This is a genomic window from Ralstonia sp. 22086 (genome assembly GCF_052045975.1).
Taxonomy (GTDB): Bacteria; Pseudomonadota; Gammaproteobacteria; order Burkholderiales; family Burkholderiaceae; genus Ralstonia; species Ralstonia wenshanensis.
Map to the genome: position 1 here is coordinate 409,000 of NZ_JBQEPZ010000001.1, position 14,144 is coordinate 423,143.

17 protein-coding genes are annotated in these 14,144 nt (G+C 62.8%); 4 read left to right on the plus strand and 13 right to left on the minus strand.

Annotated elements, in window-relative coordinates:
* Positions 1-54 precede the first annotated feature (54 nt).
* Positions 55-1,266: an MFS transporter gene (locus ACTJK6_RS01885; RefSeq protein WP_260802476.1), complete on the plus strand. Its 1,212-nt coding sequence runs from the start codon at positions 55-57 to the stop codon at positions 1,264-1,266.
* A gap of 139 nt (positions 1,267-1,405) precedes the next feature.
* On the opposite strand, the gene ACTJK6_RS01890 is transcribed toward ACTJK6_RS01885, so the two are convergent.
* Both ACTJK6_RS01890 and ACTJK6_RS01895 read right to left on the minus strand, forming a co-directional pair.
* A complete protein-coding gene (locus ACTJK6_RS01890) occupies positions 1,406-1,744 on the minus strand; it encodes a zinc ribbon domain-containing protein YjdM (protein ID WP_440838212.1) in 339 nt (112 codons plus the stop codon).
* Between the two features lie 191 nt (positions 1,745-1,935).
* Positions 1,936-2,922 carry a hypothetical protein gene (locus ACTJK6_RS01895; RefSeq protein ID WP_440838213.1) on the minus strand — a complete coding sequence of 329 codons (987 nt, stop codon included), beginning with the start codon at positions 2,920-2,922 and terminating at the stop codon, positions 1,936-1,938.
* Positions 2,923-3,279: 357 nt separating this feature from the next.
* Between ACTJK6_RS01895 and ACTJK6_RS01900 the strand changes: the two genes are divergently transcribed.
* Both ACTJK6_RS01900 and ACTJK6_RS01905 read left to right on the plus strand, forming a co-directional pair.
* The gene (locus tag ACTJK6_RS01900; RefSeq protein WP_440838214.1) at positions 3,280-3,627 is read left to right on the plus strand and encodes a hypothetical protein; all 348 of its coding nucleotides are present in this window, start codon (positions 3,280-3,282) and stop codon (positions 3,625-3,627) included.
* Between the two features lie 7 nt (positions 3,628-3,634).
* Positions 3,635-3,844: a DUF1653 domain-containing protein gene (locus ACTJK6_RS01905; RefSeq protein ID WP_316871303.1), complete on the plus strand. Its 210-nt coding sequence runs from the start codon at positions 3,635-3,637 to the stop codon at positions 3,842-3,844.
* A gap of 42 nt (positions 3,845-3,886) precedes the next feature.
* Here ACTJK6_RS01905 and ACTJK6_RS01910 read toward each other — a convergent pair whose 3' ends face one another.
* The 5 genes from ACTJK6_RS01910 to bioA form a co-directional block, all read right to left on the minus strand.
* Positions 3,887-4,411, minus strand: coding sequence for a hypothetical protein (locus ACTJK6_RS01910; protein WP_260802481.1), 525 nt, complete (start codon positions 4,409-4,411; stop codon positions 3,887-3,889).
* 165 nt (positions 4,412-4,576) lie between these two features.
* Positions 4,577-5,095: a hypothetical protein gene (locus ACTJK6_RS01915; RefSeq protein ID WP_322016693.1), complete on the minus strand. Its 519-nt coding sequence runs from the start codon at positions 5,093-5,095 to the stop codon at positions 4,577-4,579.
* Positions 5,096-5,150: 55 nt separating this feature from the next.
* Positions 5,151-5,840: a dethiobiotin synthase gene (bioD, locus tag ACTJK6_RS01920; protein WP_440838215.1), complete on the minus strand. Its 690-nt coding sequence runs from the start codon at positions 5,838-5,840 to the stop codon at positions 5,151-5,153.
* 1 nt (position 5,841) lies between these two features.
* Positions 5,842-7,089, minus strand: a complete 1,248-nt coding sequence (gene bioF, locus ACTJK6_RS01925; RefSeq protein WP_232042809.1) for an 8-amino-7-oxononanoate synthase — start codon at positions 7,087-7,089, stop codon at positions 5,842-5,844.
* On the minus strand, positions 7,076-8,482 hold the full coding sequence (gene bioA / locus ACTJK6_RS01930; protein WP_260802484.1) for an adenosylmethionine--8-amino-7-oxononanoate transaminase: 1,407 nt from the start codon (positions 8,480-8,482) through the stop codon (positions 7,076-7,078). Before bioA ends, bioF begins: the two co-directional genes overlap by 14 nt.
* Before the next feature lie 392 nt (positions 8,483-8,874).
* Between bioA and ACTJK6_RS01935 the strand changes: the two genes are divergently transcribed.
* Positions 8,875-9,042 (plus strand): hypothetical protein, encoded by a 168-nt coding sequence (locus ACTJK6_RS01935; protein WP_232042807.1) that lies wholly within the window; start codon positions 8,875-8,877, stop codon positions 9,040-9,042.
* A gap of 93 nt (positions 9,043-9,135) precedes the next feature.
* Here the strand turns inward: ACTJK6_RS01935 and ACTJK6_RS01940 are convergent, their stop codons facing one another.
* The 6 genes from ACTJK6_RS01940 to catC are packed head-to-tail and all read right to left on the minus strand — an operon-like array spanning position 9,136 to position 14,144.
* Entirely contained in the window at positions 9,136-9,918 is a 783-nt protein-coding gene (locus tag ACTJK6_RS01940) for a 1,6-dihydroxycyclohexa-2,4-diene-1-carboxylate dehydrogenase (protein ID WP_260802485.1), read from the minus strand.
* Positions 9,915-10,943: a benzoate 1,2-dioxygenase electron transfer component BenC gene (gene benC / locus ACTJK6_RS01945; protein ID WP_440838216.1), complete on the minus strand. Its 1,029-nt coding sequence runs from the start codon at positions 10,941-10,943 to the stop codon at positions 9,915-9,917. The genes ACTJK6_RS01940 and benC overlap by 4 nt, the downstream gene beginning before the upstream one ends.
* A gap of 47 nt (positions 10,944-10,990) precedes the next feature.
* On the minus strand, positions 10,991-11,479 hold the full coding sequence (benB, locus tag ACTJK6_RS01950) for a benzoate 1,2-dioxygenase small subunit (RefSeq protein WP_260802487.1): 489 nt from the start codon (positions 11,477-11,479) through the stop codon (positions 10,991-10,993).
* A complete protein-coding gene (locus ACTJK6_RS01955) occupies positions 11,476-12,834 on the minus strand; it encodes a Rieske 2Fe-2S domain-containing protein (protein WP_440838217.1) in 1,359 nt (452 codons plus the stop codon). Before ACTJK6_RS01955 ends, benB begins: the two co-directional genes overlap by 4 nt.
* 28 nt (positions 12,835-12,862) lie before the next feature.
* Positions 12,863-13,798 carry a catechol 1,2-dioxygenase gene (gene catA, locus ACTJK6_RS01960; protein ID WP_440075922.1) on the minus strand — a complete coding sequence of 312 codons (936 nt, stop codon included), beginning with the start codon at positions 13,796-13,798 and terminating at the stop codon, positions 12,863-12,865.
* A gap of 55 nt (positions 13,799-13,853) precedes the next feature.
* A complete protein-coding gene (catC, locus tag ACTJK6_RS01965; protein ID WP_232042801.1) occupies positions 13,854-14,144 on the minus strand; it encodes a muconolactone Delta-isomerase in 291 nt (96 codons plus the stop codon).

Below are 14,144 nucleotides of genomic sequence, written 5' to 3' on the forward strand. Positions count from 1 at the left end.
CCCTACGATGCGGCCTTATTGGTACTTTCCCTGATCCTTTCCACGGAACGACGCATGAATCCCGGAATCTCCACGGCCGCTTCAATCGCGGCCCCGCGTGAACCCGCCTGGGGCGCTGTCTTTGCGATGGCGCTGGGCGTGTTCGGGCTCGTCACGGCCGAATTCCTGCCCGCAAGCCTGCTGACGCCCATGGCGGAAAGCCTGGGCGTGACCGAAGGCGTGGCAGGGCAGGCCGTCACGGCCACCGCAACGGTTGCGCTCGTCACCAGCTTGCTGACCGCCGCCGTCACGCGTTCCATTGACCGTCGGCGCGTGCTGCTGGCGTTTTCGGTGCTGCTTGTGGCATCCAACCTTGCAGTAGCGTTTGCGACCAACCTGACGACGATCCTGATCGGTCGCGTGGTGCTTGGCATTGCGCTGGGCGGCTTCTGGACCATGGCCACCGCTACCGCAATGCGCCTCGTGCCTGCAGCGCTGGTGCCGCGGGCGCTGTCGATCATCTTCAGCGGCGTGGCCGTCGCCACGATTGCCGCCGCGCCCCTGGGCAGCTACTTCGGCCATCTGATCGGCTGGCGCAACGTGTTCCTGGCCGCGGCCGGGCTTGGCGTGGTTGCGTTCGTCTCGCAGGTGGCGACGCTGCCCTCGATGGCGCCAAGCGGCACGACGCGCCTGCGCACGCTCGTCGACGTGCTGCGTCGCCCATCCGTCGGCATCGGGATGTTCGCCACGATCCTCGTGTTCACCGGGCACTTCGCGTTCTTTACGTACCTGCGGCCGTTCCTGGAGCAGGTGGCGGGCGTTGGCGTGAACGGGCTATCGGCAATCCTGCTGGGCTATGGCATTGCCAACTTTGTAGGCACATCGCTCGCAGGCCGCGTGCTGGAACACCGGCTGCGCCCAATGCTGATTGCAATGCCGGCGCTGATGGTGGTGCTCGGCATCGCACTCGTGGCGCTGGGGCGCGCGCCCGTCATCGACGCCGTGCTGATCGCCTTGTGGGGCATGGCGTTTGGCGGCGTGCCGGTGGCGTGGTCGACATGGGTCACGCGCACCGTGCCCGACGAAGCCGAAAGCGCGGGTGGCCTGATCGTCGCCGCCGTGCAACTCGCGATTGCTACCGGTGCAGCAGCCGGCGGCGTGGTGTTCGACGCGAACGGCGCGGCCGGTGTGTTCATCGGCGCCGCTGTGGTGCTGGCGATTGCCGTCGCGACCATCGTGACGGGCGTGCCGAAACGCGTCGAGGTGGTGCCGGCAATGGCGGAGTGACAGAGCGAGATGCGCGCCGCTGGGTCGGTCGGCTACCGTTTGAATCGGTCCAGTGCGCGCCATCTGTATTTCTCATAATTTGCATTATGTTAAATTGTAGATCGACCAGCATCCGCCGGTCTCGATCCAACGCCCTCCACTAAGCCTTCTTCAAAAACTCCGGCTTCAGCAGATAGCTCACACCGTCGATCTTGCAGTCGATCGGATGGTCGCCCGCCACGAGCCGGATGTTCTTGATCTTGGTCCCCGCCTTGAGCGTGCCCGACCCGCCCTTGAGCTTCAGGTCCTTCACCAGCGTCGCAGAGTCGCCAGCATTCAGTTGATTGCCGTTGGCGTCCTTGATGGCCACCTCCGTCTCATCCTCGTCGTCCTGTGCCGACGGATTCCATTCGTGCGCGCAATCCGGGCAGATATAGAGTTCGCCGTCCTGGTAGGTATTCTCAGAGGCACATTGAGGACAGGCGGGAATCGTGGACATGTCGAGTGGCATAAAGCGGCTGAATTGGGGCCCGCACTATACCAGCCGGAACCTCCTGGATGGCTTGACCATTGTCACGCCGATATCGATATGCTCCGCGCCAGCAAGAAAACGGGCCCCGTCGCCAACCGGGGCCCGTTTCCATCTCGCTTTTGAGGTCGTCCGTTACGACGCCCTCAAGGCTGCCCTGCTCAGTTGCCGAACAGGCTCTCCAGCGCGCTGATCGTCGTTGAAAGGGTCGCGGAAACCGTACCCGTTTTCCCTGCGTCGATCGCAAGCGCCACATCGCCCGTGGAGGCAAAGGATGCGCTCGCTTGATCCTGTGTGGTGGCAAACGCCACGGAACCGGCGCTCGGTACGCCCGAGGCGCCCACGACCAACGGCGACGTCGTGGTCAGCAGAAGGTTTTCGTTGCCCGAGGCCGTTGTGAAATTCAGGTTGCCGGAAAGCTTCACCTCATCGATAAAGGTCAGCAGCGAAAGCGCATCATCCAGACGCCAGCCTGCCAGCATGATGGAGTCCTGAACGCCATTGATGTTGCGGTTCACGGTTACGTCATTGGACGTCGCAATGTATTTGAGCGTGCTGTCGGGCTGCGGAATCGATTTGGAAATCGTCATGGTTCCATTGAATGTCATTGAGGCGGTACCAGCCTGCGCACTCAGATTATTTGCGGTGACGGCCGCGACAAACGAAAAATCCTGCAGGTTTGCCGTCGGGCCCGACGCCGCATTGATGACAAATGACATTCCGCCATTGAGCGTCGTCAATAACGTTGCGCCGGCAAGTTCAACGTTCTCCTGGCAATTCGCGAACGTCATGCTGGCGGTATCGCCTGCCGAGATGCTGCCCGACCCATCTCGATCGTCGAATGTAATCGATGCGGTGCCTCCGCCTGTGCAGTTGGACGAGAAGTTCCCAGGGCCCGCCTGGCTGCCCGCTGCGATGACGGAGAAGAGGCTGATCGCGTAAAGGCTGTAGGTATCGCGGGAACCAAAGTACGTATAGGCAGCAGCAGTCCGCGCGTTCAGGTAACCGTTGGCAGGGTCCGCCAGCCGGATGGAGGAAGGTTGCTGCGGCACAGGGGGAACGACACCGCCTTCGTCATCCCCGCCCCCGCACGCGGCCAAAGCCGCTGCCATTGCAGTGATCAGCGTTGTCTGCAGCAATGTCTTCATGGCGAACTCCTTATTCTTTTAACGAAGATTCAACAATCCATGCTGGAGACATCAGCTTATGAATCGTGGATTTCATTGCACTTGATGATTAAAACTTCATTGATCCACCGCAACACAAAATTCCCCTGAAAATAATCTGCCAAAGCAGAATTTGCTTATACCTTCAATTCAATTCATTCGTTGAATATCCGCCTTTCTTTCGCTTGGCCGCCCTCGCCTCGGCGCGTCATTGCCACCGCCCTTTCGCGGACATCCCCGCCTGTTCAATTGGTGTGCAATCCGTCAAGTGCGCGACAGGCACCGGTCTTCGTTCTATGATCCAGCCTTCAACGACCGTTGCTGAACAGGAGAACCACCATGGGCGAAGCCAAACGACGCGGCACGCAAGCCGAACGCATGTCCCAGGCGCGGAGCCGACTGGAAGCCTTGCGCCCTGAAAAACTCGTCTGCGGCGCCTGCCAGACCGCCTTTACCGAATTCGAGGGGATGGAGCCGCGCGACATGCCCGGCATCCACGCGATCTTCGGCGGCGAATGCCCGAACTGCGGCGAAAGCGTGATTTCCTTCAACGGCGAACCCGAAGCCGTGGCCGCCGCCATGCTGGCCTACCAGGACGCCATGGAAAACGCCAAGCTTGGCGCACAGACGCAGGAAGGCAAGCACGTGCCCTACGTCGACGAAGAAGACAAGCCCACGCAACACTGAAGCCATCATGCAGAACATGCCAAGGCGCCGCTACCGCCACTACAAGGGCGGCGAATACGAATGGCTGTGCGAGGCCACGTACGAACCCGATCCCGCCATCAAGATGACGGTCTATCGCGCCGCCAACGGCACGATCTGGACACGCCCATCGACGATGTTCCATGAGATGGTTGAAGTCGACGGCCGGCAGGTGCCGCGCTTTGCGCTGATCGACTGAATGCGGATCTGACCATCATGAGCTACGTGATGGTCACGCTGGTCAACCCGCCGCCGCCCGTTTCTGACGCTTGAACCAGGCATGCTCGCCCGGCGCCCGGTCGCGTAGTTCGAAGGTGATGTGCACGCGGCGCGAGACCTGCAGGTAGACGCCGCACGTCAGCGTCATCGCCACGGCAACGGCCACGCCGTCGATGAAGGTGGAGCGCGCTCCAGGTACGCCGCCAGCCATGAGCATCAGACCAATCAGCGGCGGTAGCAGCGCCATGTGCACGAGCATGGCCGGCCGGAATGCGCTGTCGTGCGTGGTGGCCAGCACCAGCACCGTCACGCTGGAAATCAGATACAGCAGTGTGGTGAGGTTGATGGCCCCGCTGCCCGGCGCGTTGGCATCGAACAGGTCGGCGCCGGCCAGTTGCAGTGCATCCATCGAAAGCCCCTGCCAGAACACCCACGTCGGCCCTGCGATGGCAATGGCAAGCACCCACGGCAGCCATCCGGCAATGCCGTACAGCGGATGTTGACCCGCTGCGATCGGGTCGATGTCGACCCAGCGATGCGTCAGCATGATGCACCCCCAACAATGCGCGTCCGTTCTGATGACGGCTGCTTTCGGCAAGCGCCGGCGGCGTCTGCCTCCCCTGCTCTGTAGCTTAGGTCGCTGCGCAAAGCGCGCAATGCGGGAGGAACCCTGAGCGCACAATCGGATTGCGCTACCTCAACTGCCGGCGAGCTATCGGCGGAACAGTCGCGGGCGGTCCGGATCGTAGAGCGGGTCGGGCGTGATCTGCGTGAGCTGCAATACGCCGGCGGGGTCGAAGTAGAAATGCATCAGCGACGGCCAGACATCGTCCGCCTTGAAGCGGTACGACCAGACTAGGCGGTCCATGCGCGGAAAATACGCCGTCTCCACTGGCTGGCCAAAATGTCGCAGCACGTCGTCCCGAGTCCAGACGCCGATCCTGGCCTGGGCAAACTCAAGGCTGCTCAAGACCTGCTTGAAGGCGACGAGCTTGCCGCTGGCATCAAAGTCGGCCGCGTAGGTGAACTGGCCGTACGGTTTGGTCGGATAGAGCCAGCGGGTGCCGCCATTGAGTGGATAGGTTTCGCGCGGCGGCCCAAACTGCGCCTGCACAGCGGGCTCGTCCGCGCCCACCAAGCGTTGGCCCTTGGTGACGGGGGATTCCAATGCAGCACATCCCGCCGTTGCCGCAACCACAATCGCTACCGCCGCCCACCGCATTGCGCGCATGACGCCCGTCCTCGCCAAACTGAGTGAAGCCCGTAGTTTACCGCCGCGCGTCAGCTCAACGTGCGAGTAGCGGCGCGATATCGAGGTGCGTTGCGGCAAGGCGCGCATTGGCGCGCGGCAATCGCGGAATCGTGCCCAGATGCGGTGCGTTGATCCACCGACGCAAGGTAGCGACGTTGTCGTCAAGCCCTGCCATGGCCGGGTCGACCACGTTACCGACCCAGCCGGCCAGATGCAGGCCGCGCGCGGCAATCGCCTCGGCGGTGAGCGCGGCGTGATTCAGGCAGCCCAGGCGCAACCCGACAACCAGCACAACGGGCAAGCCCAGCGCCACGGCCATCTCGGCCGTATCAAAGTCGTCCGACAACGGCACGCGGAAACCACCGACGCCCTCCACCACGACGGCATCCGCCAGCGATCTGGCGTGCGCAAACGCGTCGAGAATCGGTGGCAGCGTAATGGTCACGCCTTCGCGCGCTGCTGCCAAATGCGGAGACATTGGCGCGTCGAGCAACCAGGAGCAAACGGTATCGAGCGGCAGATCGACCGACGCAGCGGCACGCAGTTGCTCGACATCTTCGTTGGTGCGCGTGGGCGCGCCCGCCAGCGTGCCAGCAGCAATCGGCTTGAGGCCTGCGGCGCGGTAGCCAGCATCAGCCAGCTTGGTCAGCAATGTCGCGCTGACCAGCGTCTTGCCGATCTCCGTATCCGTGCCGGTGACAAAGCAATCGAAGCGTGCGCGCATATCAGGCTGCCTTGGCTGGCTGAAGCGATTGGCCGGCCGCTTCCAGCGCCTGCGCGAGGCGCTCGATGTCTGCATCGGTATGTGCCGCCGACAGCGTGATGCGCAGACGGGCCGTTCCGGCCGGCACCGTCGGCGGGCGGATGGCGGCGATGCGGATGCCTTCGCGTTCCAGTGCAGCGGCCAACTCCAATGCCGGTGCGTTCTCACCGATCACGATCGGCTGGATGGCCGTGGGCGATGGCATCCACTGCCAACCGAAACGCGCAGCCAGACGCTGTGCATGCGCACTCCACACGGCGATATGCCGATCGAGGCGCGCGCGGCGTTCAGCGCCCTCCTCGCCTGCGATCAGATCCAAAGCGGCTTCCACCGCACACGCAATGCCCGGCGGCGTGGCTGTTGTGAAGATGTACGTGCGGGCGCGCTGGACCAGCCAGTCGATCACCAGTCGATGCGCAACGATGGCGGCGCCTGATCCGCCGGCGGCCTTGCCGAAGGTGCCGACATAGACGAGGCGCTTCGAGCGCAGCCCGAAATGCGACAGCACGCCCGCGCCCTTCTCACCGAGCACGCCCAGGCCATGCGCGTCGTCCACGATCAGCCAGGCATCGTAGCGTTCGGCCAGCGCGAGCAGTTCGGGCAGCGGCGCGATGTCGCCGTCCATGCTGAACACGCCATCCGTGACGATCAGCTTATTGCGACTCGTGCTCGCCGCCAGCAGCGCTTCCAGCGCAGCAAGGTCGACGTGCGGATAGACCTTGATGGGCGCGCGCGACAACCTCGCACCGTCGATGAGCGATGCGTGGTTCAGCGCGTCGGAAAAGATCGTGCATTCGTCAGCCGGGCGGATACCGCCAGCCTGCGCCATGGCGCTCACCACGGCCAGGTTGGCCATGTAGCCCGTGCAGAAGAACAGCGCATCCGCATCAGGAATGTGTTCGCCTTGCAGTGCAGCCATGCGTGCTTCCAGCCGCGCGTGCGCGATCGAATGGCCGCTCACCAGATGCGATGCGCCGCTGCCGAAACCATATTGCTGCGTGCCCTGCGTCACCGCCTCGGCCAAGGCGGGGTGCGCTGCCAGGCCGAGATAATCGTTACCGCAAAAGCCCAGAATGTCGCGCGGCTCTTCGCCAGGCACGCTGATGCGCTGGCTGCGGTCGGTCGGGCTGTACGCGGTACGGCGCACGCGGCGCAGGTGCGCGGCGTCGATGGCGTCAAGGCCCGCCTGCAGGTCGTCAAGCAATCGCATAGGTGTGTCCTTCTGTTTCGCCCGTAGCTTGGGCCAGCGTGTCTTCAAGCGTCTGCAGCGTGCGTTCGACCAGCGTGTCGGTCTCTTCGTCGCTCAGCACATAAGGCGGCAGCAGATAAACGGTGTTGCCGATGGGGCGCAGCAGCAGCCCGTGCGTGCGTGCCGTCAGCGCAAAGCGTTCGGCAAAGCGCGCACCGGCCACGTCGGGGTGCACGTCGAACGCGGTGATCATCCCCGTCTGCCGCAGATGGGCAAAACGCGCATCGTGCGACAGCGGCGCCAGGCCCTGGGCGATGCGCGCCGCGGTCACGCGATTGCGCGCAAAGACGTCTTCTTCAGCAAACAGGTCGAGCGTGGCGAGTGCCGCGCGGCATGCCAGCGGGTTGCCCGTGTATGAGTGCGAATGCAGGAAGCTGCGCACCGGCGCATCGTCGTTGAAGGCGTCATAGATGGCATTGCGCGACAGCACGATCGACAGCGGCAGATAGCCTCCGCTGATGCCCTTCGACAGGCACAGCAAGTCCGGCCACACGCCGGCCTGTTCGCATGCGAAGAACGTACCGGTGCGACCGCAGCCGACGGCAATTTCATCGGCAATCCAATGCACATCAAACTCATCGCACAGCGCACGCACGCCGCGCAAATAGCTCACGTCGTGCATGGCCATGCCGGCGGCACACTGCACCAGCGGCTCGATGATGACGGCGGCGATGGTGCCGGCGTGGGTGCTCAGGCAATCCCGCAGCGCGGCCAGCGCACGCTCGGCTACGTCGACGGCGGTCTCGCCCGGGCCGGCCAGGCGCGCGTCAGGCGATGGCACCCGGTGCGATTGCAGGATCAGCGGGTCATAGGCATCCCGGAAGATCGCGACATCCGTCACCCCCAGCGCGCCCAGCGTTTCACCGTGGTAGCCGTGTTCCAGGCAGACGAAGCGGCTGCGTGCGCCCTGCCCTGCATTGCGATGGGCGTGGAAGCTCATCTTGAGCGCGATTTCCACGGCAGAAGCGCCGTCGGAGCCGAAGAAGCTGTGGCCCAGCACACCGCCTGTCAGGTCGATCAGGCGCTCCGCCAGCTCCACTGCCGGCCGATGCGTGGCCCCCGCCAGCATGACGTGCTCCAGCGAATCGAGCTGCGTCTTCAACGCCGCATTGATGTGCGGATTCGCATGGCCGAAAAGGTTGACCCACCACGAACTGGTGCCGTCCAGGTAGCGCTTGCCGTCAAAGTCGATCAGCCACGGCCCCTGGCCGCGTGCGATCGGCAGCGGCGGCATGGCATCAAGCCGTGCATTTTGGGTGCACGGATGCCAGACGGCCGCGCGGCTGCGCGCCTGCCACGCCGTGTTGGCGCTGGGCGCGCCGTCGACCGGCACCGGGATTGGGGGATACGCCATACGAGGCCTCCTCGAAGCATAAGCGGGGGATTCGGCGGCGTATGGTAGAGGTCATGTGGATCAAACAACAAGCCCGCACGTTGGATGAAATTACGCGCTCATACGCCGAAAAAGAAAGAAGAAGCGCACTTCTTCGGCGGATTCCCAACGTCCTGCGCGGATCATGTCGCTAAAAAATCTTTGTGCCAGGGCTCAAATGAGTGCCAAAAGGCACTTCGAAGAACCCGACGCTTACGCCTATCGGTATTGCGCTAGGGTGGCGCAGCTTTGGCCGACTATTTACCTGGAGTGATATTCAGAATGGACCGCAGGTTTGCTTTGCATCATTGCTCAGGCCTAGGGATAACCCTATACTCGGGAAAACCCTAGATAACACACCGAGAGAAAACATCATGGTCCAGCAAGCCTATTTCACCCCCAAGTTCGCCGGCGACATCCAAGTTCAGGCCACCAACCGTACGTCGCTGCTGCGCGCAGTCATCAATTTTTTCCGCAACGGTTGGGATGACAACCTGGTGTATGCAGAAGTGGTTGGCAAGTCCGGTTCGTACCTGGGCTGAATGCCGCGGCCGAATGTTCGGCCATGCCGCAAAGACACGTAAAAAGAACGGCGCATCGGCGCCGTTTTTGTTTTGGGGCGTTCGACGGTGCGCCTAGCCCAGATCTCCACCGCCCACCGGCAACACCGTCCCGGTGATGTAAGAAGCCTCGTCCGACGCCAAAAACAGGATCGCTCGCACCTGCTCGTCGATCGTTCCATAGCGGTGCATCAGGCTGCTGGCGATGGTCTGGTCAACGATGCCCTGGTACCAAGTGGCTTCCTGCTCCGACATGGGCGCCGTGTTGCGCGGGATTTTGCGTGGCGGCGCTTCGGTGCCGCCCGTGGCGACGGCGTTGACGCGGATGTTGTCCTGCGCGTGCTCCAACGCCAGGCTGGCCGTCAGCGCATTCACGCCGCCCTTGGCCGCCGAATACGGAATCCGATAGATACCGCGCGTGGCAATCGACGACACGTTGACGATCACGCCCCGCTGGCGCTCCACCATGTGCGGCAGCACGGCGCGGCAGCACCACAGCGTGGGGAACAGCGAGCGGCGGATCTCCGCCTCGATCTGCGCTTCTTCATAGTGCTGATACGGCTTCGCCCAGATCGTGCCGCCGACGTTGTTGATGAGCACGTCGATGCCGCCGAACGCATCGAGCGCGGCCTGCACGGCGTGTTGCGCGCCGGTGTAGGTCTCCAGATCGGCGGTGGTGGCGAGGGCTCGGCCGCCCGCTGCGGCAATCTCGGCCTGTACTTCGTAGACCAGCTCCGCCCGGTCCACCAGCAGCACCTGGGCGCCCTCTTCGGCCACCGCCAATGCCACGCCGCGCCCGATACCTTGGGCCGCGCCCGTCACGACGACGGTCTTGCCTGAGAATCGTTGCATGCTCATGCCGCCTTCGCCTCCGGTACTGCATTGGGTGTGAATTTCTCGTAGTAGAAGCTGTTGGGCTTCACGCTCGTGTCGTCAAAGTACTTGCGCACGGCATCGACCATCGGGGGCGGCCCGCACAGATAGACATCCACGTCGCCATCGTTCAGGGCATCGGCCGGCACGTGCTGCGTCACCCAACCCTTGCGCGGATGATTCGACGCGGCGTCAGCCACGACCGTGGCGTAGCTGAAATTCGGCAACCGCGCTGCATAGGCTTCAAGCGCGTCGACCTGCACCAGGTCGAGGTCACGGGTGACGCCATAAATCAGGTGCACCTTCTGCTGCGAGTTCGCACGTGCCAGCACTTCAAGCATCGACAGGAACGGAGCGAGCCCCGTGCCGCCAGCAAGGAACAACAGCGGCCGCTGCACATTGCGCAGATAGAAGCTGCCCAGCGGCCCGTGCAGATCGAGCTTGTCGCCGGGCTGCGCGGTTTCCAGCCAACGGCTCATCACGCCGCCGGGAATCTTCTTGATGAGGAAGCTGATCTTCGATTCTCCGGGGGCGGATGAGAACGAATACGAGCGGTGCTGGCCGGTGCCCGGTACGCCGATGTTGACGTACTGGCCAGGAAGAAACACCGGCGCAGTGGCATCCACGTCCAGTTCCAGCACGACGGCTGCGTCGTTGTGCAACTCGACTTTCGACACCGTTGTCCCGAAGCTGCTCTGACCAGTCTTGCAGCTGGTCGATGTGGTCGGCACCGCGATCACGCAATCGCTTTGCGGCACCATCTGGCACGTCAGGACGAGGCCCGTGTTCTTCTCGTCTTCGGTCAGGGCATCGTCAATGTAATCGTCGCCGAGGTCGTAACTTCCGCTCTCGGCGCGGCACTTGCAGGTTCCGCACACACCATCGGAGCAATCCATGGGCAGGTTGATCTTCGCGCGGAAGGCGGCATCGAGCACCTTCTCGCCCGCTTTGCAATCGATGAAACGGGTCACGCCGTCCTCGAAGTTCAATGCGACTGTGAAACTGGACATGGAATACCTCCGCTGCCTCTTGTGCGTGTCCTATACGTGGGTGCAAATCAGACGTGATAAACGTCGAGCACCTGCCGGATGTAGTCGTTCTTCAGCACGATCTTCTTGGATGCGATCAGGAAGCCATCGCCCGCGCGGCGCAGGGTGACGAACATCGTGCCGAAGAAGTGATCGGTGGTTTTGTACCGATGGCTGAGCGTGTGGAAGTTGTAGCGCACGTCGACTTCATCGCCGCGTTCGGCCACAACTTCAACATTGGCGACCGTGTGGCTGGTTCTCGGCTCCGGCGTGGAAGCCCCGCTGCGCTCGGTCTTGATGCGGAAGACGCGATCTTCCAGCCCGCAGCGATTGGCGTAGTACATCAACGAGATCTGGCTCTGCGGGTCGTCGGTCAACTGGTCGTCGTCATCCCATGCGGGCATCCAGTAGGTGACGTCTTCTGCGTAGCACTCGAGCCACGCGTCCCAATCGCGGTCATCAAGCAGTCGCGCCTCGCGGTACAGGGCAGCGCAGATGTTCTGGTAATCCATGCTCATGCCGGCACCCCTTCGCATTCCTGCTTGAGCGCCTCGCGCATGACGCGCACCCAATATTCGTGCTGGCAGACGAACAAGCCTTCGTCTTCACTGCGCTCACCCGAGATGAGCGGCTTCAATCCCATCTTCGTTGCGTTCTCGTCGGGGCCGTGAATCCACAGCGGCGCCCCGCGCGACAGGTCGTTCCACAGCGCGGTGGTGCCGGCGTAGCCGTTCTGGCAGGCACGGAATTCTTCCAGGTCATCGGCGGTGCCCATGCCGGTAACGTTGAAGAAGTCCTCGTACTGGCGGATGCGCGTTGCGCGGTCCGTTGCGCTTTCGCCCTTCGGCGCGAAACAGAAGATCGAGACCTCGGTCTTGTCGACGCTGATCGGCCGTACCACGCGAATCTGCGTGCTGAACTGATCCATCAAAAACACGTTCGGATACAGGCACAGATTGCGGGTCTGGTTGACGATGAAGTCCGTTTGGGTTTCACCCACGCGTGCCTTGATTTCTTCGCGGTGCGCATAGACGGGCCGCACCTCCGGATTCATCGTCTGCGTCCACAGCAAGATGTGGCCGTGCTCGAACCCATAGACGCCCGCCACCGACTTGCTCCAGCTGTTCGCATCCACCGCCTGCGTGCCGCCTTCCTTGCGTCGCCCCATCGTGGCGGCGTAATTCCAGTGCACCGTGCTGACGTGGTAGCCGTCGCAGCCGTTCTCCATCTGCATCTTCCAGTTGCCGTCATACACGTAGGAAGAATTGCCGCGCAGTACTTCCAGGCCGTCGGGCGACTGATTGACGATCTGGTCGATGATCACACGCGCTTCGCCAAGGTACGCCTCAAGCGGCTGCACATCGGCATTGAGGCTGCCGAACAGGAAGCCACGATAGTTCTCGAACCGAGCGACCTTCTTCAGATCATGCGAGGCGTGCGTGTTGAACTGCACCGGATACTCGGTGGTCTTTTCGTCCTTCACCTTGAGCAGCTTGCCGGTGTTGGAGAACGTCCAGCCATGGAACGGGCACGTGAAGCTGCCCTTGTTGCCATGCTTGCGACGACACAGCATCGCGCCCTTGTGCGCACATGCGTTGATGACCGCATGCAGCTCCCCGGTCTTGTCGCGGGTGATGACGATCGGCTGGCGGCCGATCCACGTGGTGTAGTAATCGTTGTTGTTCGGAACCTGGCTTTCGTGCGCCAGATACACCCAGTTGTTCTCGAAGATGTGCTTCATCTCCAGCTCGAACAAATCGGGGTTGGTGAAGATGTCGCGGCGGCAGCGGAAAATGCCGGCCTCTTCGTCATCCACCACAGCGGTTGACAGCAGTTGGTCCAGTTCGCTGGCTTTATCAATCAAGGCGGACATGGTCGTCTCCACGGTGAGGCACTCGGCCTCAAGCCTCTGCCGAAGCGCGCAGGCGGTTCACGCGCTGGTTGTCCTTGCCCTGAACCAGCGGCGTCAGGACGACATTGAATTCGATGTCCTTGTACGTATCGCCTTTCAGGCCCAGCGCCGCACCGCCCGTTTTCTCCACCACGTGCGGAATCAGCTCTTCGCGGGTGGCGTAGGCGAAGTCGTCCCAGATCAGCGGATCGCCTTCGATATTGAATTGCGTCGTCAGCTTGCGGTGGCCATTGCTCGTGACGAAGAAGTGCACATGCGCCGGCCGGTTGCCGTGGCGGGCAAGCCCGTTCAGCAGTTGCTGCGTAGCACCTTGCGGCGGGCAGCCGTAGCCCACTGGCATGAGCGTGCGGAATTCATATTTGCCATCGGCACCGGTCCTGACCGCGCCGCGCAGGTTGAACGGGCTCTGCGCACCGGTCGGATCGAAATGCGAATAGAAGCCGTTCGAGTTTGCGTGCCAGCACTCGACCACGGCGCCGGCCACCGGCTTGCCCTCCGGCCCCGTCACCGTGCCGTGAATGACGAGCGGGCCTGCCGCCGGGTCCGGATCGATGTCAATCCTGGACACGCCATCGCGCACCGTCGTGCCGGCAACGTACAGCGGGCCCTCGATCGTGCGCGGCGTACCGCCGTTGATGCCAAGGGCCTCGTCCGCAGCGTCCATACGGATATCGAGATACTTCTCCAGGCCCACGCCGGCCGCCAGCAATGCGGCTTCGCCGTCCTGGCCGAGCTTGTTCAGGTAATTGATGCCCGCCCAGACTTCATCTGGCGTGATGTCGAGGTCGTCGATGGCCTTGAACAGGTCGGCCAGCAAACGGTGGGTGATCTGCTTCAGGCGGGCGTTGCCCTCTTTGCCGTCCAGGTTGGTGGCGGCCTTCAGCAGGTCCTGCACTTCTTTCGTTTCGAATACGCGCGCGTTCATGATGGGTGTCTCCTCGTGGCTTTCTGGGGGAATGTGGAATGTGTCAGGCGCGATCTCAATCGTCCTTGCTGTGCACTGACGACGGGTGGCGGCACATCGGTGTCACCGAAATCTCCATGTACGGAAACAGCGGGAGCGCCGTCAGGATGTCGTGCAGTTCTGCATTGCTCTGCACGTCGAAGACGCTGACGTTCGCGTACTCGCCAACCAGGCGCCAGATGTGGCGCCACTTGCCGCTGCGCTGCAGGTCCTGCGAATAGGCCTTCTCGCGCGCCTTGATCTCGTTGGCGACATCGGCGGGCATGTCGGCCGGCAGGCGGACATCCATGCGGACGTGGAACAGCAT